This window comes from Nocardioides luti (genome assembly GCF_014212315.1).
In the GTDB taxonomy this organism is placed as follows: domain Bacteria; phylum Actinomycetota; class Actinomycetes; order Propionibacteriales; family Nocardioidaceae; genus Nocardioides; species Nocardioides luti.
Genome location: NZ_JACKXE010000001.1, coordinates 2,795,861 through 2,821,518 on the forward strand (window position 1 = coordinate 2,795,861; position 25,658 = coordinate 2,821,518).

Below are 25,658 nucleotides of genomic sequence, written 5' to 3' on the forward strand. Positions count from 1 at the left end.
GGAGGCTCGCATGGCAACCGAGAAGCACACGGCAGGGGCCCTCGACATCCGCAACATCATCGGGGCGGTGCTCGGCATCTACGGCGTCATTCTGCTCGGGATGGGCCTCTTCGGCGACACCGAGACCGAGAAGACCGGCGGCGTGAACGCCAACCTCTGGGCCGGGATCGCGCTGCTCGTCGTCGGTGTCGGCTTCCTCGCCTGGGCGCGGATCCGCCCGGTCGTGGTCCCCGACGACGCCGGGCACACGACCGACGACCAGTCGCACGTGGGGAGCTGACGCTCCGCTAGGGGGAGCCGGCGGAGTCCGAGCCCTGGGGGCGCGGGCTCCGCACCACGACGGTGTCGACGGCGCCGCCCCGGCGGTAGAGGTCGACCGTCAGCGGGCACCCGCCCGACTCGGTCGCCAGGGTGATGGCGAGCTCGACCGCCGTACGCCGTCCGAGGTCGTCCGGGCGTCGCACCCCGCACGCCTCGGCCGGGGGGACGCCGTCCATCACGACCAGCGTCGGGCCGAGGTAGTGGCCGTCGTCGACCCCGATCCGCCCGGCGGCGTCCGCCACCCGGGACAGGGCGTTGCCCCACAGGCTCGGGTCCCGCGCCTCCCGGCGCGACAGCCTCACGGGCAGCCCGCCGTCGACGGAGACGGTGACCTCGCGGGCGAAGCGCGGCGGTGCCCCGCGGCCCGTGGCGAAGTCCAGGAACGCCCAGGACTCCACGCGCGCGGGGTAGTCGTCCCCGCACGACGACGGGTCCACTCGCGGCACGACGAGCTCGACGGTGTCGCCGGGCTGGAAGCTGGTGCCGATGCCCGGGTTGGTCCCGAGCACGAGCCCCGGCGGCTCGCACGCCTCGACACGGGTGACGTCGACGCGGAGGACGTACGCCTCGAGCCGCGCGGTCGCGTCGCCGACGCGGTAGCCGAAGAACGACGGCAGCTGGTTGCCCCGCAGCGTCAGGGGCAGCGGGTCGGCCTGGGCCGCCTTCGCGTCGGGGCGGCCGGGCGGGTCGCCCTGGAGCTGGAGGGCGATGCCGGTCAGCACGGCCAGGGCCGCGGCCGCGGCCACCGTGGGGAGCAGCCACGCGCGACCCCTGCTGCCGCGCGGGGGCCTGGTGGGCAGCGGTCCGGCGGGCCGCACCAGGATCGTGTCGCCGGCCTGCGCCAGCAGCTGCCGGGCGTCGTCCCCCTCGGTGACCCCGAGGGCGGCCAGCGCCGCCGCGGCCCGCGGCGGCAGGTCGCGCCGCTCGAGGCCGAGCGCGTCGGCCGCGTCGGCCGCGGTCAGGTCGCAGAACCAGAGCAGCACCGCTGCGTCACGGACCTCCGCCGGCATCGCCCCCAGCGCGTGCCGCACCGCCAGCCCCTCGTCGTCGAGGCCGGGCGGCTGGTCGGGGCGCTCCTGCGGCACCGCCTCCGCGGGGTGCCCGATCCGGTCCGTCTCGACCGCGGCGTGCAGGGTGCGCAGCACCTCCGGGTCCGGGTCGTCGGACCGGCGGATCGCCCGGGCCCGCTCGCCCAGGGCCTCCTCGACCAGGCTGCGCGCCCGCTCCAGCGGCCGTCCCATGAGCACGGCGGCACGGACCAGCATCGGGTGCCGCGCGACGACGTACTCACCGATGTCCATGCCCGCCTCCTGTCGGGTTCACCGTACGGGTGGGCTGGTCGGGCGGTGGTTGGTCGAGGAGGCCGCGCGGGGCATCGGTGGTTGAGGAGGTCGCGCAGCGACCGTCTCGAAACCACCCACCGCACGAGGGGAGGGCATCGGTGGTTGAGGAGGTCGCGCAGCGACCGTCTCGAAACCACCCACCGTGCAGGGGGGGGCGACGCCGGTGGTTGAGGAGGTCGCGCAGCGACCGTCTCGAAACCACCCCGCGCGCAACCATGGTGCGTGGGATCAGGATCCGCGCCCGGATTCCTTGATCTGACGCACACGCACGGCTGGTCGGCAGACACCGTGACGCACGAAGCACCCGACACGCCGGGCGCCGGGTGCTTCGTGCGTCGTGGCGATCAGAGGTCGAACAGCGAGCCGGACTCCTCGATGTTGACATCCGTCTTCGGCTGGTGGGCCGCCCCGCTGGAGGCCGGCTTCGCCTTCTCCTCGGCGGGGTCGGTGGTCGCCTCCGCCTCCGGCTCGGCCTCCGGCTCGTCCGCCTCGGGCTCGGCGTCCTCGGGCTGCTCGGCCTCGGCGGCGGCCGGGGTGGCCTCCGGCTCCGGCTCGGGGTCACTCGACTCGGACTCGGCCTGATCGGTGTCGGCCTCGCCGCTGGCGCTGCTCGCCACGGCGGTGGCCGCGGCGCTGATGGCGGCGCCACCGGTCAGCTGGGTGCCCTCGTCGGACGACGTCCCTGCCTCCGGCTCCGCGGCCGCCTCGGGCTCGGGCTCGGGCTCGGACGCAGCCTCGGGCTCGGGGGTCGCCTCGGCCGCGGGCTCCGGGGTCGGCTCGGGTTCGGGCGTCGTCTCAGCCTCGGGCTCCGGCTCCGGCTCGGGGGTCGCCTCGGGCTCGGAGGCTGCCTCGGGCGCGGGCGCCTTCGCGGCGGGGGCCGTGGTGGGCTCCGGTGCGGCGATGTCGAAGAGCGAGCCCTCCTCGGGGATCTCGGTGCCCGGCGTGCTCGCAGCACCCGACGACGCGGGAGCTGGGGCGGGTGCCGGCTCCGGCTCCGCCTTCGTCTCCGGCTCGGCCGGGGCCTCGGGCTCCGGCTCCTCGACCGTCTCCGCGGCCGGCTCGGCCTCGGCGGGCTCGGGCTCGGGCTCCGACGCGGCCTCGGGCTCCGAGGTCGGCTCCGGCTCCGCCTCGGCGGCGGGGGCCTTCGCGGCCGGGGTGGGCTCGGGGGCCTCGAGGTCGAAGAGCGAGCCGCTCTCCGGGATCTCCGTGCCGGGGGTGCTCGCGGCACCGCTGGCGGCGGGGGCTGCGGGCGCGGGCTCCGGGGCCTCGTCCTGCGGGGTGGCCTCGTCCTCGGCCGGGGCCGAGTCCTCCTCGACCGCCGTCGGCTCAGCCTCGGCAGCCTCGGGCTCCGACGCGGACTCGGGCTCGGGCTCGGCCTGCGCAGCCGGCTCGGCCTTCGCCGGGGCGGGGGCCTCCTCGGGGGCGGCGAGGTCGAACAGCGAGCCGCTCTCGGGGATCTCCGTGGCCGGCGTGCTGGCCGACCCGGACGAGGATGGGGCCTCGGTCTCCGGCTCGGCAGGCTCCGCAGCCGCAGCAGGGGGAGCCTCGTCCTCGTCCTCGGACCCGGTGTCGGCAGCCTCGGTCTCGACCGCAGCCGGCGCGGCAGCGGCTGGCGCAGCAGCCGGCGCGGACGCCGCCTGGTCCGGGGTGTCGATGTCGAAGAGCGAGCCCCCGGACGAGGCGGGCTTCTTCGCCGCCGGGGCCTCGGGCTCGGCCTTCTGGGCCGCAGGTGCGGCCTTCTCCTCGGTCGCCGGGGCGGCCGGCTTCGCGGCCGGCTTCTCCGCCGGGGCGTCGGCGGGGGTGTCGAAGAGCGACCCGCCCGACGTGGCGGCCCCGGCCTCCTCGGAGGGGCTCTTGTCGGCGTCCGCGGTGGCGGGCTTCTCCTCGGCGAGTGCCTCGGACGCGTCGTCGGCAGGCGTGTCGAAGAGCGAGGAGCCGCCCGACGCCTTCGCGGCGGGGCCGGCGTCGGCCGTCTCGGTGACGGTGTCCTCGGTCTGGGTGTCGTCGCCGGCCTCGGGCTCGGCCTTCGTGGCCTCGTCCTTCTCGGGAGCGGCGGGGGCCGCGGCGGGCGCGCCCTTCTTGGCCGACGGGGCGCCGGCGCCACCGCCGGGCTTGAGCTTGGTGGCGACCTCGCCCTTGACCGAGGCGAGCAGCATCTGCGCGACGTCGAGGACCTCGACCTCCTCGCGGGCCTCGCCCTTGGCCTGCTGGGCGGTCAGGCCGTCGGAGAGCATCACGCGGCAGAACGGGCAGCCGACGGCGATCTGGTCGGCACCGGTGCCGACGGCCTCGACGGTGCGGTTGACGTTGATCCGCTCGCCGATGTTCTCCTCCATCCACATGCGGGCGCCACCGGCGCCGCAGCAGAAGGACTTCTCGGAGTTGCGCTCCATCTCGACGAACTCGGCGCCGGGCAGCACCTGGAGCAGCTCGCGCGGCGGCGTGTAGACGCCGTTGTGGCGGCCGATGTAGCACGGGTCGTGGTAGGTGATGGAGCGCTTCGAGGCGCCCTCGCCGTCCTTGATCGGGGTCAGCTTGCCCTCGCGCACGAGGCGGTTCAGCAGCTGGGTGTGGTGCACGACCTCGAGCTCGACGCCGAACTCCTTGTACTCGTTCTTGAGCGTGTTGAAGCAGTGGGCGCAGGTCGAGACGACCTTCTTGACCTTGTACTCCTGGAAGGTCTCGACGTTCTGCTGGGCCAGGCCCTGGAAGACGAACTCGTTGCCGGCGCGCCGGGCGGGGTCACCGGTGCAGGTCTCGCCGTTGCCGAGCACGCCGAAGCTGACGCCGGCCATGTCGAGCAGCTCGGCGACGGCGCGGGTGGTCTTCTTCGCGCGGTCCTCGTAGGCGCCGGCGCAGCCGACCCAGAACAGCCAGTCGACCTCGTCCAGCGACTCGATCGAGTCGCCGACGACCTTGACCTCGAAGTCGAGGCCCTTGGTCCAGTCGAGCCGGGCGTTCGGCGACATGTTCCAGGGGTTGCCCTTGTTCTCGAGCCCCTTGAAGAGGCCGTTGAGCTCGGCCGGGAAGTTCGACTCGACGAGGATCGCGTAGCGACGCATGTCGATGATGTGGTCGACGTGCTCGATGTCGACGGGGCACTGCTGCACGCAGGCGCCGCACGAGGTGCACGACCAGAGCACGTCCGGGTCGATCACGCCGGAGCCGTCCTCGGGCATGTAGAACCAGTCGTCGCCGGTGTCGCCGATCAGCGGGCGGTCGACCTCCTTCTGCAGGGTGTCGTTGCCCTCGAGGAGCGCGGCGCGCTCCTCGTCGGAGCCCGCCTGGAGGTACGGCGCCTTCGCGTACGCGTGGTCGCGCATCGCGGTGATGAGCAGCTTGGGCGACAGCGGCTTCTCGGTGTTCCACGCGGGGCACTGCGACTGGCAGCGGCCGCACTCGGTGCACGACGTGAAGTCGAGGATGCCCTTCCAGCTGAAGTCCTCGATGGCGCCGACGCCGAGCTTGGAGTCCTCGTCGAGGTCGTCGATGTCGTCGAGGGTGATCGCCTTGCCGTCGGAGGTGAGCGGCTTGACCGCGCCCAGCGCCGTACGACCCGACGACTCGCGCTTGAAGAAGATGTTGAAGAAGGCCAGGAAGCGGTGCCAGGCCACGCCCATCGTGAGGTTGAGCGAGATCGTGATCATCCAGATGAAGGAGATCAGGATCTTGATCATCGACACGAGGTAGATGGCGTTCTCGAGGCCGCCGACCGACATCCCCGAGAAGAAGCTGCCGACCCAGCCGGTGAGCGGGTAGTGGAACAGCGTCGCGGTGTCGTGGCCCTCCTGCTGGCCGAGCTGGTACTCGAGGCCGCGCAGGAGCACGATGCAGATGCCGACGCCGAGGATGACGCTCTCGACGAAGTAGGCCTGCCACATCGTGGAGCCGAAGAACCGGCCCTTCGGCCCGCGCACGCGCTCCTTCGGGCGCGAGACGCGGTAGGCGATGAAGGCGATGATCGCCGCGATCATCACCCAGGTGACGAACTCACTGACCCACTCCCACAGGAAGAAGTGGCCGATCAGCGGCAGCTGGAACGACGCCGAGAAGAGCTGGCCGAAGGCCGTGACCAGCGTGAAGAAGAGCAGCCCGAAGCCGATGAAGATGAACCAGTGCCCGGCCCCGACCCAGTGCCACTGCAGCATCCGGGTGTGGAGCAACGACTCCTTGAGGAGGGTGACCGTACGACGGCCCGGGTTGTCCGTCCGCGAGGCCGGCTGACCGACCTTGATGACCGCGATCATCGACCGGATCGCCCTCACGAAGAGGGCGGTGCCGACGACGGCGATCGCGAGCGAGACAACGATGGCGACAATCTGCATGGACTACTGCTCCTCGTCGGGGCGGGTGCACGTCGAACCGTTGCGGGGACGCGTGGCGCGAGCCTAGGGCGGGACGCGGGTCTGCGGCAGCCCCGGACCGCTGTGAGAACGATCCTACTTGCAGGTAACTTCACCGCGCCCCACCCGTCCGGGTCACCCGGGGACGACGAACGGCCGGCCCCCCGAGGGGCCGGCCGTCCGGTGCTGCTGGGTGGTGCGGGTGCTGCGGGGTGGATCAGTTGACGGAGACCGCCGACCAGGCCGCCTTGACCGCCGCGACCTGCGACGACGCGGCGCCGTACAGGTCGGTGGCGGCGTTGACGTTGGCCACGCGGGCGCCGGCGTAGTTCGTCGTCGACGTCATGTAGACGGTGAGCGCGCGGTACCAGATCTTCGCGGCCGTGTCCCGGCCGATGCCGGTCAGCGTCGAGCCGTTGCAGGTGGGGCTGTTGTAGGCGACGCCGTTGATGGTCTTCGCGCCGCTGCCCTCGGACAGCAGGTAGAAGTAGTGGTTCGCCGGGCCGGACGAGTAGTGCACGTCCAGCGACTTGAGCTGCTTGGACCAGCAGTCCTTCGATGCGCCGTCCATCGAGGGCTTGTCCTGGCGGCGGATGTAGTTCACCGCGGGGTTGTAGGCGCGGTAGATCTGCTCACCGATGACGTAGTCCGGGTTGTCGCCGGCCATGTTGGCGTACCACTCGACCATCGTGCCGAAGATGTCGGAGTTGGCCTCGTTCAGGCCACCCGACTCCCCGCGATAGGCGAGGTTGGCGGTGCGGCTGGTGACGCCGTGGCTCATCTCGTGGCCGGCCACGTCCAGCGCGACGAGGGGGTACGTCGTGGAGTCGCCGTCGCCGTACCGCATGCAGAAGCAGGAGTCGCTCCACGAGGCGTTGACGTAGGCGCCGTCGTGGACGAACGAGCGGGCGCCCTTGCCGTCGTTGGCGATGCCGTTGCGGCCGTACGCCGACTTGTAGAAGTCCCAGGTCTTGGCGATGCCGTAGTGGGCGTCGACGCCGGCGGTCTGGGCGTTGCTGGTGCTGCCGTTGCCCCACACGTTGTCCGCGTCGGTGAACAGCGGGGTCGAGGCGTTCGCGAGCGGGCCGTTGTACGTCGCGTTGCCGCCGCGGGTGGCGTCGACCATCGTGTACTGGCCGCCGGTGAGGGTGGTCTCGAGCGGGACCGTGCCGGTGAACAGGCCGGTGCCCGAGCCGGTGTCCTCGAGCACCGAGGGCCAGCTGTCGAGGACCTTGCCATGGCGGGCGCCGACGAAGACGTACTCGCCGGCCGGGGAGCCGTCGGCGTTGCGGCCGGTCACGTCGACGCGCCAGGCCAGGGCCGGGGCGCGGTCGACCGCGAGGACGACCAGCTCGGGGCTGGACTTCGCGGCCTTGAAGTCGACGGTGCGGGTGGCGCGCCGGGCGGCCGAGCGGGCCGACAGGGTCGGCTTCGCGCTGACGTGGATGCCCCGGGCGAGGGTGCGGCCGCTGACGGAGCGGAACGCGTCGCCCCTGGTCTGGTGGACCACGAAGTCGCCGCCCACGACCGGCAGGCCGTGGAAGGTGCGGGCGAACCGGACGTGGCTCGCGCCCGAGCCGTCGAGGACCGTGTCGCGCACGACGAGGCCCTGGGCGCCGGTGACGCCGGCGTGGTCGTGGGCGAACGCGCGGGCCGCGGCGATGCTGTCGGCCTTGCGGTGCTGCGCGGTCGGTGCCGCCTGGGACGTGCCTGCCGTCGTCACCAGGGCTGCGGAGACGCAGCCGAGGGCGAGGGCAGAAGCCAGCAGAGGCTTCATGGGTGAGCTCCTGGGGGTGGGGGGATTCCGGACGTCGTCCGTTCCGAGGTCATCGGTGAGCGGAGTTCATCCCGCGGGCACCCCGTCCCGCAAGGGATCTGCGCTGCATCTTTCTGTTCTGCAGGAACCTGAGGCAGCCCGGCCGGAACGACCGGCCGGGCTGCCCGAGCGGGCTCAGCCCCGGCGGCGCAGCGCCGTGACGTGCCCGGACCGGTCGAAGCTGACCTGCATCCGGACCTTCGGCGCTCCCGGTGCCGTGGCGCAGAAGGTGGAGTGCCGGCCGAAGCGCGTGAACGGCTGGCCGACGGCCTTCATCACCTGCCGGGTGGTCATCCCGCGGTGCACGAGCGACTGGACCCGGGTGACGCTCGTGCGCAGCCCGGGGTTGCGGCACGAGTCCGGCCTGATGCCTTGGGCGCGCTCCCATATCTGCAGGTAGGCCTCGGCGCCGCGCGACATGTCCTCGACGATCGCGGCGCCGTCGCCGTCCTGGGTGTCGGCGACCTTGCGGAGGTCCTGGATCCAGTCCGGGTAGAGGCCGTACTGCGCGACACCGTCGCGGTTGATGTCGTAGACCCGCTGGCCGGCGTGCTGCTTCTTCACGGTGATGCCGTTCATCCCGCGGAACGGGTAGGTGACCGGGTTCGGCACGTCCGCGCCGCGCGGGTCGCCCTGCGCGCCGAGGCCGTTCATGTCGGCGCCGTACCCGATACCCCAGTAGAACCGCTTGTCCGCCCAGCCCAGGTGCGCGCGCCACTTCTCGACGAAGCCGGTCGAGTCGCCGGCGTACGGCGTGATGAAGCCGCCCAGCTTGTAGATGCGCGGGTAGGCGTCCTGGGTCGACCACGAGTGCGACGAGACGACGCCGGGGTACTTCATCCGCTCGAGCTGGTCGAGCGAGGACTGGCGGGCCTTCACGCTCATGTGGTCCGGGTCGAAGATCATGTGGCGCTTGGCGAGCCCGCGGATCGTGTCCTCGCCGAGGGTGGTCAGGCCGCGGCTGTTGCAGTGGTCCGGCGGCGGGTAGACCGGCCCGACCTGCTGCGCGCCGAAGACCTCGCCGAGGGCGCCGAAGAGCGCGTCCTGCTGCTCCGGGTCGATCTCCGGGGCGGCGTACTGGTTCTTGTCGTGCGCGTCCGGGTTGGCCGGCTCGCAGTGCTGCATGTCCCAGTAGGTGCCGGTCTCGGAGAAGTTGGCGTTGTTGACGACCGCGCCGGTCTCGCCCGCGTCACCGGCGACGCCGGTGAGCGCGTTGTCGAACTTGTTGACGAGCTCCATCTGGCGCACGCCCCACTTGTGGACCATCGTCAGCTGCTTGTCGATCGACTCCGCGGTGCACGCGGCCGCGGGGACGTCGCCGGTCGGCAGCGCCTTGAACGTGCAGCCGAACGGGACGCTCGTCTCGATCCCCATGATCACCGCCATCTTCCCGGCGTTGATCACCTTGCGGGCCTGGAAGGGGTTCTTCACGATCCGGTAGAAGCCCTTGCCCGGGCCGCCGAACTGCGCGTCGACGTAGTTCTGCATGCGGTACATGTCCTTGGCCTGCCGCGCGACCGACTCCATCTCGTCGCACGTGGCGTCGGACAGGCCGTCCCGCTTGTAGGGGTAGAGCCGGCAGAGCTGGCCGTTCTCGACGAGGAGGTTGACGAAGATCCGCTGTCCGCCGCGCCACGAGCGCTCCAGCCAGCGGTAGTAGGTGCCCTCGTGGGTCAGCGACTCCGGCGCCGGCCAGTCCTTGAAGGTCGGCCAGCCGACCGGGTCGTGGCTCGGGTTGCCGGACAGGAAGGACTCGAGCGGGTTGACCCCGGTCATGTGGTCCGGGCAGTCGACCAGGGCGTACGGCGCGCCGTACGCGTCCCACGGCTTGCCGCAGTGCGCGCCGCCGAGGAACTCGAAGGCCATCCCGTGGGTGTGCGCGTCGACGTACCCGCGCACCTCCTGGTACGGCGTCACGCCGGCGTGCGGCCGGCCCTTGATGCCGATCTGCGACTCGGGGTAGGACGCGCAGCCCTTCGCACGGGTGAGGCGGAAGGCCGTGCGCCCGCCCTGCTTCAAGGGCGTCGAGCCGCTGCGGAAGGTGAGCTTCCGGCCGTGCTTGCGGGCCTTCCAGACCGTGTCCGTGCTCGGCTCGGCCGCGGTGCCGCCGGCGGCCGTGACGAACTGGCGCCGGGCGTCGTAGATCAGGTAGCGGCCGAGCTCGGTCGGCTTGAAGAAGTAGGGCTTGCCGCGGCGGGTGAGTGTGTAGCAGCCGTTGGCCATCGCGTAGCGCGTGCGCGGGTGCTTCGTCCGGTGCGGCGTGACCCGGACCGTGGTCAGCGCCGGGTCGGCGGTCTGCCGCTCGGCCGCAACGTACGCCGCGTTGGCGCGCTTCTGCGCGGCCGTGGTCGGGTCCTGCACGTCGGCGCCGGTCTCGCCGGCGCGCGAGAGGGAGTTCTTCGTGGCGGGGTCGTTGTGGTCGTGCGGCGCGGCGCCGGGTGGGTCCGTGTGCGGCAGCGCCTCGAGGACGGCGGCCTTGGTGGCGTCGTAGCGCCGCAGCAGGTCACCCCCGCGGCTGCCGTACGTCGGGAGTGCGACGGCGCTCGTGACGACGAGGGCGCCGACGACGCCCGCCCACACGACACGACGACCCGGACCTGCGTTCTGCTGACGCCTCACGCGTTCCTCCTGTGATCTGCCCGTGCGACGGGCTCGCGCACCCAACGATCCGCCGGGCACGAGGTCACCCCCCAGGTGAATGGAGCCGACTCTGGCACCTGCGGCGGTGGTGTGGACAGGTTTCTGCGATGCGGATCGGTCGGCGTCCGGTCAGACTGGTCGCGTGGAGGCGGAGACGACGGCGCGACGGCTGGTGGCCGAGCAGTTCCCGGAGGCCCGGGCGGCCTGGCTCGGGGGCAGCGTGGTCCTCGGCGGCGCGACGCCGACCTCCGACCTCGACGTGACGGTGGTGCTCGGCGAGGCCGTGGTGCACCGCGAGTCCCTGACGTACTCCGGCTGGCCGGTCGAGCTGTTCGTGCACACCGAGGACTCCGTGCGGCACTTCGTCGCGAAGGACCTCGCCCGCCGCCGGCCGACGATGGCCCGGCTGGTGGGGGAGGGAGTCGTGCTCGTCGACGCGGACGGGCTCGGCGCGTCCCTCGCGCAGGAGTGCCGGGCGGTGCTGGCGGCGGGGCCGGCGGCGACCACGCCGGCGGCGCTCGACCTCCAGCGCTACGCGCTCACCGACCTGCTCGACGACCTGGCCGGCGGCGCGGACCCGGCCGTCCTCGGGGCCACCGCGGTGGCGACCTGGCAGGCCGTCGCCGAGCTCCGGCTGGCCACGGGCGGTCGCTGGTCGGGCTCCGGCAAGTGGCTGGCACGCGAGCTGGCGGCGTACGACCTCGACGCGGGCACGGCGTACGCCGTCCGGCTGCACGAGGCGCTGGTCGCGGCCGTGTCCGGAGCGACGGCCGGACTGGTGGCGCTCGCCGACGAGGTGCTCGCGCCGGTCGGCGGCCGGCTGTGGTCCGGCTTCCGCGCCGACGCGGTCCTGGGCTGAGCGGGCTCAGGCGCCGGGCGGGCCTCCGCCGATGCGCCGGGTCAGGGCGGCGGCGGTGCGGCGGACCTCGACGCTGAGCGCGTGCGGGTCGCCCTGCTCGAAGGTGATCGCGACGCCCGCGACCGGGTGGCCGTTGTGGTCGACCACGGCGGCGGCGACGCTCGCGAGACCGGGCGTCACCTCGCCGTCCTCGGTGGCGTAGCCGCGCTGACGGGTCTCGGAGAGCACGCGGCGCAGCGCGCTCAGGCTGCTCGGCCCCACGCCGTGCCGGTCGACGAAGGCGGCGGGGCCGGGATAGAGGGCGCGGACCTGCGGGCCGGGCAGGAGGGCCAGCACCGCGCGCCCGCTGGCGGTGAGGTGCGCGGGCAGGCGGACGCCGACGTCGGTGACGAGCGGAGGACGGCCGGGGGCGCGCTCCTCGAGGACGTAGAGCACGTCGCGCCCGTGCAGCACCGCGAGGTGCGCGGTCTGGCCGGCGCGGTCGACGAGCTGGGCGAGCGGGCGCCGGGCGATCCGCTGGAGCGGCTCCTGCCGGGAGTAGCCGCTGCCGACCTCGAAGGCCGCGACCCCGAGGCCGTAGCGGTGCTCGTCGGGCAGGTGCACGACGAAGCCCTCGGCGACCATGGCGGCCAGGAGGTGGTACGCCGTGCTGCGGGGCAGGTCGCAGGCCCGCAGGATCCGGTCCAGGGGGACGGGGTCCGGCTGGCTGGCCAGGAAGCGGAGCACGCGCAGGGTGCGCGTCGCCGCCGGGACCTGGCTCATGCCGTGAGGCTAGCGGCCCCGGGCGTCGACCCGGGACCGCTCGCTGCTCGGACGGTGGTGCTGGGGGGTGGTGCTCAGACGGTGCCGGGTGCGCGGTGGCTGCCGCCGGTCTGCGGGTCGTTCACGGCCGGGTCGATGGCCGGGTCGGTCGTGCCGGCCGGGTGGGTGCCCTCGGTGCCCTCGGCGGCGTAGGTGCCGGTGCCCGACTCGGTGGCGACCGGGGTGCCCTGGACGGGCGTGGCGGGGGCGTAGTCGTCAGCCCGGTGGTCGACGTCGGGGTCGATCCGGTCGGCCTGGCGGACGGCGTCCTCCTGGCGGGCCTGCTCGAACTGCGCGCCCTGACGGGCCTCGGCCGCCTGGCGCTCGGCGCGCTCGGCCTCGGCGCGGGCGACCTCGGCGCGGGCCTCGGCCTCCTGGGCGTCGCGGTGCGAGGCGTCGATGGTCGGCGCCTGGGTGGCGGCGGCCGAGCGCAGCTGCTCGGCGTGGGCACGCTTCTGCTCCTTGTTGCGCTTGCTCATCATGACGCCGATGACGGCTGCGAGCAGCACGACGACGACGAGCACGATGATGAGGACGGTGAGCGTGGTCATGCGGTCTCCTAGGTTTCGGCCCCGGGGATCGCCCGGTGCTCGTCGACGACCGTAGGCAGGTCGCGACCGCGTTGGCCAGCCCCGCAGGGGTGAGTCAGGAGAGCCGGCGCTCGTCGCGCACCGGCACCAGCGGGGCCGCCACGACGGGGAAGAGGGCCGCTAGGGCGAAGGCGGCGGCGTAGCCGGCGTGCGTCACGACCAGCCCCGCGACCGGTGGCACGGCCGAGGCGGTGAGGAACTGGGCGGTGTTCTGCACCCCGAGCGCGCGACCGGACCAGAAGGGCCCGGAGCGCTCGGCGACCGCGGTGAACGCGAGGCCGTTGTCGGCGACCGTCAGCACGGTGGCGACCACCATCAGCGCGACGGCGAGCGCCCAGCCGAGCCCGGCGGTCAGGCCCAGGGCGGCCATCGTCGTGGCGGCGGCCAGCGCCACCCAGCGCAGCGGTCGCAGCCGGCTGCCCACGCGGTCCGAGAGCGCGCCGGCGGCGATGCGCCCGAGGGCGCCCCCGATCTGGGCGCCGGCGACGAGCGAGCCGGCGGCTGCCGGTGCCCAGCCCCGGTCCTGCACCAGCCAGACGAGCGCGAAGGTCCACACGAGGAACTGCGGGACCACCAGCAGCACCGACACCGCGTGGATGCGGGCGAGGTAGCGGTCCGAGCGGTAGGGGTTCGGGACGGCCGCGGCCGTCCGGGCGTCCGGCCGGGGCGGGTCGACGACCACGACCGCGACGACCACGAGGGCGACCAGGCAGGCGAGGGTGGGCACCCACAGGGCGGCGTAGACGCCCCGGGCGTCCGCGACGACGGCGATGCTGACCGCCGCGACCCCGACCCCGACCGGCTGCGCCATCTGCCGCACGCCCATCGCCAGGCCGCGCCGCTCGGGCGGGAACCAGCCCACGACGACCCGCCCGCTCGCGGAGTTGGTGCTGGCGGCGGTCGCACCGGCCAGGAAGAGGGCGACGGCCAGGGCGACGAGGCTGCCGCTGAGGGCGGCCGCGGCGCCGAGCACGGAGGTCGCGGCGAGCCCGGTCATCAGCACGAAGCGCTCGCCGCGCCGATCGGTCAGCGCGCCCCAGAGGACGAGCGTCAGCATCACGCCGATCGTGGGGGAGGCCGCCACCAGCCCGGCCCGGGCCAGGCTCAGCCCCTCGCGGTCGTGCAGCACCGGGATCAGGAAGGCAGGGCCGTGCATCATGACCGCGGCCGCCGCCTGGGCCAGCGTGCTGGCCCCGAGCATCGACCAGCGCCGTGCGGTCGTCACCCGCACGCCCGGATCGGTCGAGGTCGCCATGGCCCCAGTCAACGCCTGTCATCCCGTCGTACGTCATGGCGTCCCGGAGGGTGACCTGTGACCTTTCCCATCGCCGGTGCCGCTCCGGACGCGACGAGGCCGGTCATCCCCCGTGCGGGTGACCGGCCTCGTCGGTGCTGCGGTGCTGCGGTGCTGCGTCGGTGTGGTGCGGCGCCTCAGAGCCCGGGGCGCTTGATGCGGAGCTGCGCGCGACCGAGGTCGATCACCGCGCCGCTGCCGTCGAGCAGGGTGATCTCGAGGGCGGTGATGCGGATGCCGGCGTGCACCTTCTTGACGAGGTTGCGCTCGAGCCGGGCCACGCCCGGGATCTCGAGGACGTCGGTGTCGGGGAACTCCATCGCCTGGCCGTTCGCGGTGATCGAGCCGATCGTGCCGATCGCCTTGCGCTTGAGCTGGCCGAGGTTGTCGCCCGAGCGGGTGACCTCGACGCGGCCCTTGATGCCCTCGACGACGAGCTGGCCGTCACCGAGGTCGATGCTCGCGACCCGCGACTGCTCGAAGCCCGTGGCGCGGGAGGCGTTCTGCTTGCCCATCTGACGGTTCTCGACCGCGCCGACGACGGCCTGGCCGCCGAGGTCGACCGAGGCGAGCGCCCGGACGCGGACCTTGCCGTCGGTGCCCTGGCAGGGGATCGGGGAGTACGGCGTGCGGCCGTTCGTGACGTTGCCCTGGAGGCCGGTGGCCTGGAGGGCGGCCGAGTAGCCGCCGAAGATCCCGGTGACGATGCCGTCGGCGATGCTCGCGTCGGTCTTGGCGATCCGGGCGCGCGAGCCGGTGGCGGCGGACTCGATGTAGATGACGTCGGCGTGCGCGCGGGCCCCGTGGGCGTCGCTCGTGGTGCCGGTGCGGCCGACGGTGATGGTCGCGACGCCGGGGACGTCGAGGGGCTGGCCCGGCGTAGGAGCGTCGAGCTCCTGGGGCGGGCCGGCCGTCGGGGTCAGGGTGATGGTGCCGACGCTGGTGGAGGTCGTGGCGTGGAAGCCCGAGTCGTCGTGGAAGGCCCGCGAGACCGACTTGATGCCCTCGATCGACAGGGTGCCCATCGGGGTCTCGGCCAGGTCGATGCGCGCGATCGTGTTGCGCGACATCGACGAGGTGACGCCCTTCTTCTTCTGGGTCCAGACCTTGGTCGCGACCTGGGACGCGGTGCCGATGCCGGGCAGCGTCTCGCTCGTGACGACGTTGTCGCGGGTCTTGCCGGCGAGGTTGGTGCAGCCGATCACCTGGTAGGCGCTGCTGCCGGAGCCCGCGGGGACCTGGCCGCCGCGCACGCGGGTGCCGAAGCCGGACGTCTGGAGCGCGAACTCCGTCGGCTGGGTGCGGGCCGCGGCGCCGGGTGCCGACGCGGCGCCGGCTCCGGGGCTGGTGAGCCCGATCGTCCCGGCCGAGGCGAGCGCCAGGATGCTGGTGGTGACGAGGATCTTTCGCATGTGTGTGCTCTCTCCCGTTAGAGAGCCCGCGGCGCACGGAGACGCCGGGGCCGTGTGGCCGATCCCGGCCGCTCCCCCGAGCCTGCGGATCTTGCGGGTGAAAGTACCCACTGGTAACCGCCGTCACTCCTCGCTGGAGGCAAAATCCCGCGGGCCGGGCGTGTCACCCGTCACATGAGTCTGGGATCCGAGACACCGGGCGGGGTGGTGGGTCTGGTGCGGCCCGGACGATCGCGGTTTCGTGGACGCATGCCTGCACCTGTGGTCGTCGGAGTCGGACCGGTCTCGCCCGAGGACGTCCTCGCCGTGGCGCGCGACGGGGCCGCGGTCACGCTCGGCGAGGACGCCGTGGCGGCGATGCACCGGGCCCGCGAGGTCGTCGAGGAGCTCGCGTCCGGGGCGACCCCGGCGTACGGCATCTCGACCGGGTTCGGCGCCCTGGCCACCCGCCACATCCCCACCGAGAGGCGCGCGCAGCTGCAGAAGTCGCTGGTCCGCTCGCACGCTGCCGGCTCCGGCCCCGAGGTCGAGCGCGAGGTGACCCGGGCACTGATGCTGCTGCGCCTGTCCACCCAGGCGACCGGGCACACCGGGCTCCGGGTCGAGACCGCACAGCTGATGGCCGACCTGCTGTCCCACGGCATCACGCCGGTCGTGCACGAGTACGGCTCGCTCGGCTGCTCCGGCGACCTGGCCCCGCTGTCGCACTGCGCCCTGGCGCTGATGGGCGAGGGCCCGGTGCGGGACGCCGCCGGCACGTTGGTGCCGGCCGCCGATGCCCTGGCCGCCGCCGGTCTTCACCCCGTCGAGCTCGAGGCCAAGGAGGGGCTGGCACTCATCAACGGCACCGACGGCATGCTCGGCATGCTGGTGATGGCGATCGCCGACCTGCGCCGGCTGCTCCGCACCGCCGACCTGACCGCCGCGATGTCGGTCGAGGGCCAGCTCGGCACCGACCGGGTCTTCGCCCCCGAGCTGCAGGCGATCCGCCCGCACCCCGGCCAGGCCGTGTCGGCCGCCAACCTGACCCGGCTGCTCGCGGACTCCGGGGTCGTCGCCTCACACCGTGGGCCGGACTGCAACCGGGTGCAGGACGCCTACTCCCTGCGCTGCTCGCCGCAGGTGCACGGCGGCGCGCGCGACACGGTGGAGTACGCCGCCACGGTGGCCGGCCGCGAGCTCGCCTCGGCCGTCGACAACCCGGTCGTCCTGGCGGAGGAGGGTCGCGTCGAGTCGAACGGCAACTTCCACGGGGCGCCGGTCGCCTACGTGCTCGACTTCCTCGCGATCGTCGCCGCCGACGTGGCCTCGATCAGCGAACGGCGCACCGACCGCTTCCTCGACAAGGCCCGCAACCACGGGCTGCCGCCGTTCCTCGCGCACGACCCGGGCGTCGACAGCGGCCACATGATCGCGCAGTACACCCAGGCCGCGATCGTCTCCGAGCTCAAGCGGCTCGCGGCGCCCGCCTCGGTCGACTCGATCCCCTCGTCGGCCATGCAGGAGGACCACGTCTCGATGGGGTGGTCGGCCGCCCGCAAGCTGCGCCGCTCGGTCGACGGCCTGACCCGGGTCCTGGCGATCGAGCTGCTCACCGCGGCCCGCGCGCTCGACCTCCGGGCGCCGCTGGAGCCGTCACCGGCCACCGCGGCCGCCGTCCGCACCCTGCGCGAGGCGGGCGTCGAGGGCCCCGGCCCCGACCGCCACCTGTCGCCCGAGATCGAGACGGCCGTCGCGCTCGTCCGGTCCGGCGCCGTGCTGGACGCCGTCGAAGCCGTCGTCGGGGAGCTGTCGTGAGCGCGTCAGGAGCTCGCGGCGGCGTCCTGCTGGACGAACTGCTGCACCAGCCACACCGTGAAGAGCACCAGCCCCGGGTCGACCCGGTCGTCGTGGACCCGGATCCGGGCCGGCGTACGTCCCCATCCGCGGGCCTCGACCGTCAGCAGCGGTGTCCCGTCACGGGCGAGCTCGTACCCGTTCTTCCAGCTGCTGCGGGAGGTCAGGTCGTGTGGCAGGCCGTTCCACACCACCGGCCCGCCGTGCCGGAGCAGCCCGCGCTGGGTGAACGTCCCGACGACCACCCCGGCCTCGTCCACGGCCTCGGTCGACCGCCCGAGGAAGCCCCGCTGCCGCGCGACCAGGGGGCGGCCCACCACCGGGCGGAGCTCGTGGCTGCGCCCGAGCAGTCCCTCGCGCCGCACCGATCCGACGCCGGCGAGGTCGTAGCGCCGGCGGTCGTCGGTCGACCGCGTCAGCACCAGCTCACCGTCCCCCGCCATGCCGCGACCCTAGTCCGATCCAGGAGCCACCGATGAGCACCAACCCCCGCCTCCCCGTCCGGGCCGCCCGCGGCACCGAGCTGATCGCACGCTCGTGGCAGACCGAGGCACCGCTGCGGATGCTGATGAACAACCTCGACCCGGAGAACGCCGAGCGTCCCGAGGACCTCGTGGTCTACGGCGGCACCGGCAAGGCCGCGCGCAGCTGGGAGGCGTACGACGCCCTCGTCCGCACGCTGACCACGCTCGGCGACGACGAGACGATGCTCGTGCAGTCGGGCAAGCCGGTCGGCGTGATGCGCACGCACCCGTGGGCGCCGCGGGTGCTGATCGCGAACTCCAACCTGGTCGGGGACTGGGCGAACTGGGAGGAGTTCCGCCGGCTCGAGGACCTCGGGCTGACGATGTACGGCCAGATGACCGCCGGGTCGTGGATCTACATCGGCACCCAGGGGATCCTCCAGGGCACCTTCGAGACCTTCGCCGCGGTCGCCGACAAGCGCTTCGGCGGCACGCTCGCCGGCACCATCACGGTGACCGCCGGGCTCGGCGGGATGGGCGGCGCCCAGCCGCTGGCCGTGACCATGAACGACGGCGTCGTCATCTGCATCGAGTGCGACCAGGCCCGCATCGAGCGCCGGATCGAGCACCGCTACCTCGACGTCCAGGCCGCGTCCCTGGAGGAGGCCGTCGCGATGGCCGTCGCCGCGCGCGACGAGCGCCGGCCGCTCTCGATCGGGGTGCTCGGCAACGCGGCCCTGATGCTGCCCGAACTGCTCGAGACCGGGGCGCCGGTCGACATCGTCACCGACCAGACGTCCGCGCACGACCCGCTGTTCTACCTCCCGGCCGGCACGTCGTACGACGACTGGGTGACCGAGCGCGAGGCCGACCCGGCCGGCTTCACCAAGCGGGCCCAGGAGTCGATGGCCGCCCACGTGCGCGCGATGGTGGAGTTCCAGGACGCCGGCGCCGAGGTCTTCGACTACGGCAACTCGATCCGCGACGAGGCCCGCAAGGGCGGCTACGACCGGGCCTTCGAGTTCCCCGGCTTCGTGCCGGCGTACATCCGTCCGCTCTTCTGCGAGGGCCGGGGCCCGTTCCGCTGGGCCGCGCTGTCCGGCGACCCCGCCGACATCGCGGCGACGGACCGGGCGATCCTCGAGCTCTTCCCCGACAACGAGCGCCTGCACAAGTGGATCACCATGGCCGGCGAGCGGGTCGCCTTCCAGGGCCTGCCGGCCCGGATCTGCTGGCTCGGGTACGGCGAGCGTCACCTCGCCGGCCTGAAGTTCAACGAGATGGTCGCCTCCGGGGAGCTCAAGGCGCCGATCGTGATCGGCCGCGACCACCTGGACTGCGGCTCGGTCGCGTCGCCGTACCGCGAGACCGAGGCGATGCTCGACGGCTCCGACGCCATCGCCGACTGGGCGCTGCTGAACGCCCTGGTCAACACGGCCTCGGGGGCCTCCTGGGTGTCGATCCACCACGGCGGCGGCGTCGGCATGGGCCGGTCGATCCACGCGGGCCAGGTCTGCGTGGCCGACGGCACCGCGCTGGCCGCGCAGAAGATCGAGCGGGTGCTCACCAACGACCCGGGCATGGGCGTGATCCGGCACGTCGACGCGGGCTACGAGCGGGCGGCCGAGGTGGCCGCCGAGCGCGGCGTCCGGATCCCCATGTCGGAGTGAACGTCTGGGTGATCGCCCGTGCGGGCGCCCGACTGCGTGCAAGAGTGACAGCGTGACGACGCAGCCGGCCCGATCGCGGGTGACCCTGACCGACATCAGCTCCCGTGCCTGGGAGCACCCGGCGGACCGGGGCGCGCTCGTCGCGCTGCGCAAGCTCAAGGGCTTCGACACCGTCCTGAAGGCGATGTCCGGGCTCTTCAACGAGCGCGCCGTACGCCTGGTCTACCTCGGCTCCGCGATCAAGGTCGACGAGCGCCAGTTCTCGCGCCTGCACAGCCTGCTGACCGACGTCGCGCGGATCCTCGACGCCCCCGAGCTGCCCGAGCTCTACGTCTCGGCGAACCCGGTCCCGAACGCCCTGACGATCGGCATGAACAAGCCGTTCATCGTGGTGACCTCCGGGCTCGTCGACCTGCTCGACGACGAGGAGATGCGCTTCGTCCTCGGCCACGAGCTCGGCCACGCGATCAGCGGCCACGCGGTCTACCAGACCCTGCTGCAGCGGCTGATCCAGCTCAGCGGGGTGCTCAACGCCGTGCCGCTGGGCGGCCTGGGCTTCCGCGCGATCATGGCGGCGCTGATGGAGTGGTCGCGCAAGGCCGAGCTGTCCGCCGACCGGGCCGGGCTGCTCGCGACCCAGGACCCCCCGACCGCCTTCCGCGTGCACATGCAGCTCGCGAGCGGCGGCCACCTCGAGGACCTGGACACCACGTCGTTCTTCGCCCAGGGGCAGGAGTACGACGACGCCGGCGACCTGCGCGACTCCGTGCTCAAGCTGCTGCTCGTCGAGGCGCGCAGCCACCCCTTCGCGGTGGTCCGCGCGACCGAGCTGCGGCGCTGGGTCGACTCGGGGGAGTACACCGCCTTCCTCGCCGGCGGCTACCCCCGCCGCGACACCGACGACGAGGCGAAGGTCAGCGACGCCGCCCGCGACGCGGCCCGCAGCTACACCGAGACCTTCCAGCAGAGCCAGGACGCCGTCGGCCGGCTCGTCCACGACGCCGCCGGCTTCCTCGGCAGCGCCAAGCTCTGGCTCGACGACGTCCTCGGCCGCAGCGGCCGGCCGGACGACGACGCGGTCTGAGACGGCGCGTGGGGCCGTCGGACCCGCCCGACCCGCCCGACCCGGCCCACCTGGCCGGGTTGCTGGCACGGGTCCCGGCGGGCTGGTCGGTGGCGGCGTACGACGGACGCCGCTACGGCGTGACCCGGTCGTCGGCCGCGGGCGGGCGGAGCATCGGGGTGTACGCCGAGGAGCTGGGTGGCACCGACGTCGTGAGCACCAACGTCTACCTCACCTCGTCCGGACCGCAGCTGCGGCCCTGCGAGATGCCGGCCGAGAAGGTGCTGGCCTTCCTGGCCGGCCTCGAGGTCGTCGACCCGCCGTCGACGCCCGCGTAGGAGCTAGTAGAACCGGCGCCGGGTGCCGCCGACCGGGACGAAGTTCAGCACCAGCCCGATGACCACGAGGGCGATCCCGATCCAGGTCAGGACCGTGACGTCGGCGACGAGCCCGATGACGAGCAGGACCAGCCCGAGGAGGACCACGGCTCAGTCCTCGAGCGCGCGGACGGCGTCGTGGATCGCCAGCGTGCGCTGGGCCGACTCGACGTGGAGGTTCTCCACCATCTTGCCGTTGTAGGTGACGACGCCGGAGCCCTTGCCGTCCTCCCAGGCCTGGAGGATCCCGCGGGCGTCCTCGACGGCGCGCTCGCTGGGGGCGAACGCCTCGTTGGCTCCCTCGATCTGGCCGGGGTGGATCAGGGTCTTGCCGTCGAAGCCCATCTCGCGTCCCTGCCGGCACTCGGCCAGGAACCCGTCGGTGTCCTTGACGTCGTTGTAGACGCCGTCGACGATCGCGATGCCGGCGGCGCGCGCGGCCAGCAGCGACAGCGACAGCGAGGTCAGCAGCGGGGCGCGGCCGGGGACGTGCTCGGCGTACAGCTCCTTGACGAGGTCGTTGGTGCCCATCACCAGCACCGCCAGCCGGTCCGAGGCGGCCGCGAGCTCGCGGACGTCGAAGATCGCCTGCGGCGTCTCGACCATGGCCCACAGCTTCGTGTGGTCGGGGGCGCCGGCCTTCTCGAGCGCGGCGACGAGGCCGCGGACCTCGTCGGCGCTGTTGACCTTCGGGACCACGACGCCCGCGGGGCCGGCCTGCGCGGCGGCGGCCAGGTCGTCGTCGTGCCACTCGGTGCCGAGCCCGTTGACCCGGATCGTCAGGGTCCGGCGGCCGTACTCACCGGAGGAGACGGCGGCCGCGGCGGCCTCGCGCGCGGCCGGCTTCGCGTCGGGGGCGACGGCGTCCTCGAGGTCGAAGATGACCGCGTCGACCGGGAGGGTCTTGGCCTTCTCGAGCGCCTTGGCGTTCGAGCTCGGCATGTAGAGGACCGAGCGCAGGGGGGTGAAGTCGCTCATGGCTCAGGCCTCCTCGGGCGCGTCGATGGCGTCGTACTGCTTCTTGAGCTCGGGGTCGATCGCGGCCAGCTCCTCGGCCAGGCGGACCAGCACCAGGCACTGCTTGAGCGAGGCGTCGTCCTCCATCTTGCCGTCGAGCATCACCGCACCGGTGCCGTCGCCCATGGCAGCGACCACGCGGCGGGCGTGGGTGATGTCCTCGACGCTGGGGCTGAAGACCTTGTTGGCGATCGCGATCTGCTTCGGGTGCAGGCTCCAGGTGCCGACGCAGCCGAGCAGGAACGCGTTGCGGAACTGGTCCTCGCAGGCGGTCACGTCGGCGATGTCGCCGAACGGGCCGTAGTAGGGGTAGATGCCGTGCATCGCGCAGGCGTCGACCATCCGGGCGATCGTGTAGTGCCACAGGTCCTGCTGGTACGTCGGGCGGCTGGCGTCCGGCTGGTCGGGGTTCGGGTCCTGGCGGACGAGGTAGCCCGGGTGCCCACCGCCGACGCGGGTGGTCTTCATCCGGCGGTCCGCGGCCAGGTCGGCCGGGCCGAGCGAGATGCCCTGCATGCGCGGGCTGGCGCCGCAGATCTCCTCGACGTTGGCCACGCCGCGGGCGGTCTCGAGGATCGCGTGCACGAGGATCGGGCGCTCCAGCCCGGCCTTGGCCTCGAGCTGGGCGAGCAGGCGGTCGACGTACTGGATGTCCTCGGCGCCCTGCACCTTCGGCACCATGATCACGTCGAGCTTGTCGCCGATCGCGGGGACGAGCGTCATCACGTCGTCGAGGAACCAGGGGCTGTCGAGCGCGTTGACGCGGGTCCACAGCTGGGTGGTGCCCCCGCCGCCGAGGCCCTCGGTCGACTGGCCGATCTTCACCAGGCCCTCGCGGGCGGCGACCTTGTTGTCGGCCTTGACGGCGTCCTCGAGGTTGCCGAGCAGCACGTCGACGGTGCCGACCATCCCGGGGATCTTGCCGGCCATCTTCTCGTTGCTCGGGTCGAAGAAGTGGATCGCCCGGCTCGGCCGCGCCGGGATCTCCGTCAACGGGGTCGGCGCCCCCACGGCGAGGGGGCGGAAGAAGTCCTTGGCGCTGCGTGAGCTCGACATGCTGCGGAAACTAGCAGCGGAGCGCTGGTGGTCGGTATGACCGATGTCTCGCGGGGGAGTTTTGTCGGTCGACCGACAAAACTCGCGCTGGGACGCCGAGACTTCACCGTCCCGCCGGGAGTTTCAGCGGTCGACCGATGAAACTCCCGCCAAGCCGCCCCCTCACCCCCGCCGGAACCAGCGCTTCCGGGGACGGGCGGGCTCGGCGGCCTGCTCGGCGCGGAGCTGGCGGGCACGCTCGCGAGCGGCCGCGGTGCGCTCGGTACGCCGCTCGGCCCAGGCCGCCAGGGTGGCGTCGACGTCGCGGGGCATGGTGATGAGCGGCGGGCCCTCGGGCAGGAGGTAGCGGGCGCGGATCACCCGGTCGTTGAAGTCCTCGACCTCGCGCCGGGCCTCGGCCGCGGAGCCGAGCCGGTCGAGCTTGGCGTCCAGCTCGGCGTCGTCCTTGCGCAGCTGCAGCGACGGCGGCAGCACCGCGATGCTCTCGCGCTCGACGAGCTTCTTGAGCCACCAGTCGGGGTCGTGCTGGCCGCCGAGCCCCTCGATCGGCTTGCCGTAGCCGGGCAGGTCGTCGAAGTCGCCCTTGGCCATCGAGACCCGGATCTGCTGGTCGACCCAGCTGGTCTGGTTCTGGATACGCGCCGCGGCGGCGCTGCGGCCGGTGCGGGCGTCGGTGTCGCGCGCCGGGTTCACCCGGTCCACGCGGTCGGGTCGGTCGGCCGGGTCCTCGGGCCGCTTGCTGGAGTCAGGCATCGTCATCACCCCTGCCGCCACGATAACCAACGCCCTGAAGTGCCGGCGCTCCGAAGGACCAGCCCTCGCCGCGACCGCCGCCGGGCCCGTGACCCGGGTTTCCCGCACCACCCGCAGGGGTAGACCAGCCTCGTGACCGACCTGCACGTGAAGTCCGATTCCCTCCGCACGGGGGCCGACGGCCTGCGCGTGCTGCGCGACGACGTCGCCAACGCCCGGGCCTACACCATGTCCTACATCGAGGTGCCCGACGGCGGGGGCGTCATCTTCGACATGTGCGAGTCGTCGATGAAGAAGGTGGCCCAGGGCGTCCTGGACATCCTCGGCGAGCTCAGCTCGGTCACCAACGTCTCGGCGAACGAGCTCGACCAGACGGCGCGGATGTACGACAAGACCGATCACGCGGTGGCCGCGGCCCACGACAAGAAGTACGCCGAGGTGGAGGCTCTCCAGCCCGGCTACGGCTACGAGGACCGGGCCGGCGACCCGATCGACACCGTGCCCACGGACCCGGGCACCCGCCCGCCGAGCGACGGCGAGGACCACCCGCCGACCAGCGGGTCCGGATCCGGCGGCGGCGGAGGCGGTGGTGGGTCGTGGTGACCGCGCCGAGCTTCACGCTCGACAAGCCCTACCCGGGCGAGCCGGTCCCGGAGGACCTGAACACGTTCATCGGGCTGCACGACTGGTTGCACCCGACCGAGATCATCCGCAAGGCGATCGAGTACATCTTCTCGTTCAACCCCGGCGAGATGGTCGCCGACTGGGTCGGCGGCGACTGGAAGGCCGTCAGCGAGGCGGGCGTCGCGCCGGAGCAGATGAACGAGTACGTCGGCCGCTTCGGCTACGAGATCAACCAGGTCCGCATCGACATGATGGACGACTGGGAGGGTCACGCCGCGTCCGCCGCGGACAAGTACTTCGAGCTCCTCGCCCTCCAGATCGACGAGGTGAGCAGCCACCTGCACGTGGCCTCCCAGCAGTACCACTTCCTCGCCGGCGGCATCCTGGCGCTGGCCGAGGAGGCCTCGAACGGCGTGCACGAGATCGAGGACAAGCTGATCGCGATGGGCGTCAAGGCGATCGCCGCGGCAGCACTCAGCGAGACCGTCGTCGGCTCCCTCATCTTCGGTGCCTGGGCGGCCAGCGACGCGAAGAAGTGCGTGGACCGCTGGCTCAAGGTCTACGAGCGCTACGAGACCACCATCACCGTCGTGCACACCTCGATCGGCGCCCTCGAGACACTGCTCGGGTCCTTCCCGTCGACCGGCGAGATGGTGCTGCCGGCCGGCTACGACCACCCGGGCGTCCCGTGAGCGGGCGCGACGAGCAGCCGCAGGTCCCGCCCAGCATCCTGGCCGCGGCCGGCGACCCCGTCGAGGCCGAGGAGCTGCGCCGCGCCTTCGTCGTCATCCGCGACTCCAGCAGCAACCCGGAGCTGGCCGACCTCGCGAAGCGGGTGCTGGACGGCCGGATGAGCTACCGCGAGTTCGGTCGCACCCAGACCTTCGACCAAGAGGCCGGGCGTGCGCTGCAGACCTTCGGCGAGGAGTGGCAGGCGCTGAGCGAGGACGAGCGCGAGGAGCTGGCGGCCCGCGGTCGGGCCGAGGAGCAGCGGCTCGCGGACGAGCTGCGCGATCGGCGCTGAGGTCGACCCGGCTGCCCGAAAGCGCCGACGACGTACGGCTCAGTGCGCGAGCAGGTAGAGCCCGACCCCGGCGAGGGCCGCACCGGCGACCAGCCAGGCCGCCTCGACGCCGTACGACGGCAGGTGCTCCTTCGCGATCACGTCGACGCGCGCGCGGTCGGCAAGCCACGTGCAGGTGGCGCCACCCAGCATCAGGGCGGCGGCGCCGGCGTCCAGCCACGAGTGGGTCCGCACGGCCGACAGCACGCCGAAGGCCGCGAGCACGACGATGATGAAGCCGATCCGCACGTAGCGCGACCGTGCGGTGGCGTCGACGTCGGCACTGGGGCGCTCGGGGTTGGTGCTGCTCACCGCG

Annotated in this window: 23 protein-coding genes; 9 read left to right on the forward strand and 14 right to left on the reverse strand. The window is 73.0% G+C overall.

All coding sequences use genetic code 11. The features are described 5' to 3' along the window. Window positions 1-10: 10 nt before the first annotated feature. Window positions 11-280 (forward strand): hypothetical protein, encoded by a 270-nt coding sequence (locus H5V45_RS13260; protein ID WP_185253367.1) that lies wholly within the window; start codon window positions 11-13, stop codon window positions 278-280. 7 nt (window positions 281-287) lie between these two features. Here the strand turns inward: H5V45_RS13260 and H5V45_RS13265 are convergent, their stop codons facing one another. The 4 genes from H5V45_RS13265 to H5V45_RS13280 all read right to left on the reverse strand — a co-directional run bounded on the left by H5V45_RS13265 (window position 288) and on the right by H5V45_RS13280 (window position 10,442). Then, window positions 288-1,622: a PASTA domain-containing protein gene (locus H5V45_RS13265; RefSeq protein WP_185253368.1), complete on the reverse strand. Its 1,335-nt coding sequence runs from the start codon at window positions 1,620-1,622 to the stop codon at window positions 288-290. Window positions 1,623-2,008: 386 nt separating this feature from the next. Further along, window positions 2,009-5,989, reverse strand: a complete 3,981-nt coding sequence (locus H5V45_RS13270; RefSeq protein WP_221634005.1) for a (Fe-S)-binding protein — start codon at window positions 5,987-5,989, stop codon at window positions 2,009-2,011. Between the two features lie 235 nt (window positions 5,990-6,224). Next, window positions 6,225-7,784, reverse strand: coding sequence for a M4 family metallopeptidase (locus tag H5V45_RS13275; protein ID WP_185253369.1), 1,560 nt, complete (start codon window positions 7,782-7,784; stop codon window positions 6,225-6,227). A 174-nt stretch (window positions 7,785-7,958) separates the two neighbouring features. Further along, entirely contained in the window at window positions 7,959-10,442 is a 2,484-nt protein-coding gene (locus H5V45_RS13280) for a peptidase (RefSeq protein ID WP_185253370.1), read from the reverse strand. A gap of 163 nt (window positions 10,443-10,605) precedes the next feature. Between H5V45_RS13280 and H5V45_RS13285 the strand changes: the two genes are divergently transcribed. After that, window positions 10,606-11,322 carry a nucleotidyltransferase domain-containing protein gene (locus tag H5V45_RS13285; RefSeq protein WP_185253371.1) on the forward strand — a complete coding sequence of 239 codons (717 nt, stop codon included), beginning with the start codon at window positions 10,606-10,608 and terminating at the stop codon, window positions 11,320-11,322. Between the two features lie 6 nt (window positions 11,323-11,328). On the opposite strand, the gene H5V45_RS13290 is transcribed toward H5V45_RS13285, so the two are convergent. The 4 genes from H5V45_RS13290 to H5V45_RS13305 form a co-directional block, all read right to left on the reverse strand. Next, window positions 11,329-12,084 (reverse strand): IclR family transcriptional regulator, encoded by a 756-nt coding sequence (locus H5V45_RS13290; protein WP_185253372.1) that lies wholly within the window; start codon window positions 12,082-12,084, stop codon window positions 11,329-11,331. Window positions 12,085-12,158: 74 nt separating this feature from the next. Next, window positions 12,159-12,674 (reverse strand): hypothetical protein, encoded by a 516-nt coding sequence (locus tag H5V45_RS13295; RefSeq protein ID WP_185253373.1) that lies wholly within the window; start codon window positions 12,672-12,674, stop codon window positions 12,159-12,161. A gap of 94 nt (window positions 12,675-12,768) precedes the next feature. Beyond that, a complete protein-coding gene (locus tag H5V45_RS13300; RefSeq protein ID WP_185253374.1) occupies window positions 12,769-13,968 on the reverse strand; it encodes an MFS transporter in 1,200 nt (399 codons plus the stop codon). A 176-nt stretch (window positions 13,969-14,144) separates the two neighbouring features. After that, window positions 14,145-15,419: a choice-of-anchor P family protein gene (locus H5V45_RS13305; protein ID WP_185253375.1), complete on the reverse strand. Its 1,275-nt coding sequence runs from the start codon at window positions 15,417-15,419 to the stop codon at window positions 14,145-14,147. Between the two features lie 249 nt (window positions 15,420-15,668). On the opposite strand from H5V45_RS13305, the gene hutH reads away from it, so the two are divergent. After that, window positions 15,669-17,216, forward strand: a complete 1,548-nt coding sequence (gene hutH / locus H5V45_RS13310) for a histidine ammonia-lyase (protein ID WP_185253376.1) — start codon at window positions 15,669-15,671, stop codon at window positions 17,214-17,216. A 5-nt stretch (window positions 17,217-17,221) separates the two neighbouring features. On the opposite strand, the gene H5V45_RS13315 is transcribed toward hutH, so the two are convergent. Then, window positions 17,222-17,698: a hypothetical protein gene (locus H5V45_RS13315; protein WP_185253377.1), complete on the reverse strand. Its 477-nt coding sequence runs from the start codon at window positions 17,696-17,698 to the stop codon at window positions 17,222-17,224. A 32-nt stretch (window positions 17,699-17,730) separates the two neighbouring features. Here H5V45_RS13315 and hutU point away from each other — a divergent pair, with 32 nt between their 5' ends. Genes hutU through H5V45_RS13330 form a run of 3 tightly spaced genes read left to right on the forward strand, consistent with a single transcriptional unit; the run spans window position 17,731 to window position 20,790 of the window. Continuing rightward, complete coding sequence (hutU, locus tag H5V45_RS13320) at window positions 17,731-19,389, forward strand: urocanate hydratase (RefSeq protein WP_185253378.1); 1,659 nt, start codon at window positions 17,731-17,733, stop codon at window positions 19,387-19,389. A 52-nt stretch (window positions 19,390-19,441) separates the two neighbouring features. Continuing rightward, window positions 19,442-20,473: a M48 family metallopeptidase gene (locus H5V45_RS13325; protein ID WP_343061549.1), complete on the forward strand. Its 1,032-nt coding sequence runs from the start codon at window positions 19,442-19,444 to the stop codon at window positions 20,471-20,473. Between the two features lie 8 nt (window positions 20,474-20,481). Further along, window positions 20,482-20,790, forward strand: coding sequence for a peptide methionine sulfoxide reductase (locus H5V45_RS13330; protein WP_343061550.1), 309 nt, complete (start codon window positions 20,482-20,484; stop codon window positions 20,788-20,790). A gap of 3 nt (window positions 20,791-20,793) precedes the next feature. On the opposite strand, the gene H5V45_RS13335 is transcribed toward H5V45_RS13330, so the two are convergent. The 4 genes from H5V45_RS13335 to H5V45_RS13350 form a co-directional block, all read right to left on the reverse strand. Continuing rightward, the gene (locus H5V45_RS13335) at window positions 20,794-20,937 is read right to left on the reverse strand and encodes a hypothetical protein (protein ID WP_185253379.1); all 144 of its coding nucleotides are present in this window, start codon (window positions 20,935-20,937) and stop codon (window positions 20,794-20,796) included. 3 nt (window positions 20,938-20,940) lie between these two features. Further along, complete coding sequence (locus H5V45_RS13340) at window positions 20,941-21,807, reverse strand: HpcH/HpaI aldolase/citrate lyase family protein (protein WP_185253380.1); 867 nt, start codon at window positions 21,805-21,807, stop codon at window positions 20,941-20,943. A gap of 3 nt (window positions 21,808-21,810) precedes the next feature. After that, on the reverse strand, window positions 21,811-22,902 hold the full coding sequence (locus tag H5V45_RS13345; protein WP_185253381.1) for an HpcH/HpaI aldolase/citrate lyase family protein: 1,092 nt from the start codon (window positions 22,900-22,902) through the stop codon (window positions 21,811-21,813). Between the two features lie 162 nt (window positions 22,903-23,064). Next, on the reverse strand, window positions 23,065-23,655 hold the full coding sequence (locus H5V45_RS13350) for a DnaJ family domain-containing protein (RefSeq protein ID WP_185253382.1): 591 nt from the start codon (window positions 23,653-23,655) through the stop codon (window positions 23,065-23,067). 132 nt (window positions 23,656-23,787) lie between these two features. Between H5V45_RS13350 and H5V45_RS13355 the strand changes: the two genes are divergently transcribed. From H5V45_RS13355 to H5V45_RS13365, 3 genes are read left to right on the forward strand one after another with little or no spacing between them, the layout of a single operon-like run. Beyond that, a complete protein-coding gene (locus tag H5V45_RS13355) occupies window positions 23,788-24,258 on the forward strand; it encodes a hypothetical protein (protein ID WP_185253383.1) in 471 nt (156 codons plus the stop codon). Further along, on the forward strand, window positions 24,255-24,971 hold the full coding sequence (locus H5V45_RS13360; RefSeq protein WP_185253384.1) for a hypothetical protein: 717 nt from the start codon (window positions 24,255-24,257) through the stop codon (window positions 24,969-24,971). The genes H5V45_RS13355 and H5V45_RS13360 overlap by 4 nt, the downstream gene beginning before the upstream one ends. Then, a complete protein-coding gene (locus H5V45_RS13365; RefSeq protein WP_185253385.1) occupies window positions 24,968-25,303 on the forward strand; it encodes a hypothetical protein in 336 nt (111 codons plus the stop codon). The genes H5V45_RS13360 and H5V45_RS13365 overlap by 4 nt, the downstream gene beginning before the upstream one ends. A 39-nt stretch (window positions 25,304-25,342) precedes the next feature. Here the strand turns inward: H5V45_RS13365 and H5V45_RS13370 are convergent, their stop codons facing one another. Beyond that, complete coding sequence (locus tag H5V45_RS13370) at window positions 25,343-25,654, reverse strand: hypothetical protein (protein WP_185253386.1); 312 nt, start codon at window positions 25,652-25,654, stop codon at window positions 25,343-25,345. Window positions 25,655-25,658 lie beyond the last annotated feature (4 nt).

Excerpts from the sequence above, each read along its gene's own strand:
- H5V45_RS13275 (WP_185253369.1), bottom strand. The coding sequence starts at position 7,784 with ATGAAGCCTCTGCTGGCTTCTGCCCTCGCCCTCGGCTGCGTCTCCGCA.
- H5V45_RS13265 (WP_185253368.1), bottom strand. The coding sequence starts at position 1,622 with ATGGACATCGGTGAGTACGTCGTCGCGCGGCACCCGATGCTGGTCCGT.
- H5V45_RS13290 (WP_185253372.1), bottom strand. The coding sequence starts at position 12,084 with ATGAGCCAGGTCCCGGCGGCGACGCGCACCCTGCGCGTGCTCCGCTTC.
- H5V45_RS13270 (WP_221634005.1), bottom strand. The coding sequence starts at position 5,989 with ATGCAGATTGTCGCCATCGTTGTCTCGCTCGCGATCGCCGTCGTCGGC.
- H5V45_RS13300 (WP_185253374.1), bottom strand. The coding sequence starts at position 13,968 with ATGGCGACCTCGACCGATCCGGGCGTGCGGGTGACGACCGCACGGCGC.
- H5V45_RS13345 (WP_185253381.1), bottom strand. The coding sequence starts at position 22,902 with ATGTCGAGCTCACGCAGCGCCAAGGACTTCTTCCGCCCCCTCGCCGTG.
- H5V45_RS13260 (WP_185253367.1), top strand. The coding sequence starts at position 11 with ATGGCAACCGAGAAGCACACGGCAGGGGCCCTCGACATCCGCAACATC.
- H5V45_RS13350 (WP_185253382.1), bottom strand. The coding sequence starts at position 23,655 with ATGCCTGACTCCAGCAAGCGGCCCGAGGACCCGGCCGACCGACCCGAC.
- hutH (WP_185253376.1), top strand. The coding sequence starts at position 15,669 with ATGCCTGCACCTGTGGTCGTCGGAGTCGGACCGGTCTCGCCCGAGGAC.
- hutU (WP_185253378.1), top strand. The coding sequence starts at position 17,731 with ATGAGCACCAACCCCCGCCTCCCCGTCCGGGCCGCCCGCGGCACCGAG.
- H5V45_RS13295 (WP_185253373.1), bottom strand. The coding sequence starts at position 12,674 with ATGACCACGCTCACCGTCCTCATCATCGTGCTCGTCGTCGTCGTGCTG.
- H5V45_RS13340 (WP_185253380.1), bottom strand. The coding sequence starts at position 21,807 with ATGAGCGACTTCACCCCCCTGCGCTCGGTCCTCTACATGCCGAGCTCG.
- H5V45_RS13305 (WP_185253375.1), bottom strand. The coding sequence starts at position 15,419 with ATGCGAAAGATCCTCGTCACCACCAGCATCCTGGCGCTCGCCTCGGCC.
- H5V45_RS13315 (WP_185253377.1), bottom strand. The coding sequence starts at position 17,698 with ATGGCGGGGGACGGTGAGCTGGTGCTGACGCGGTCGACCGACGACCGC.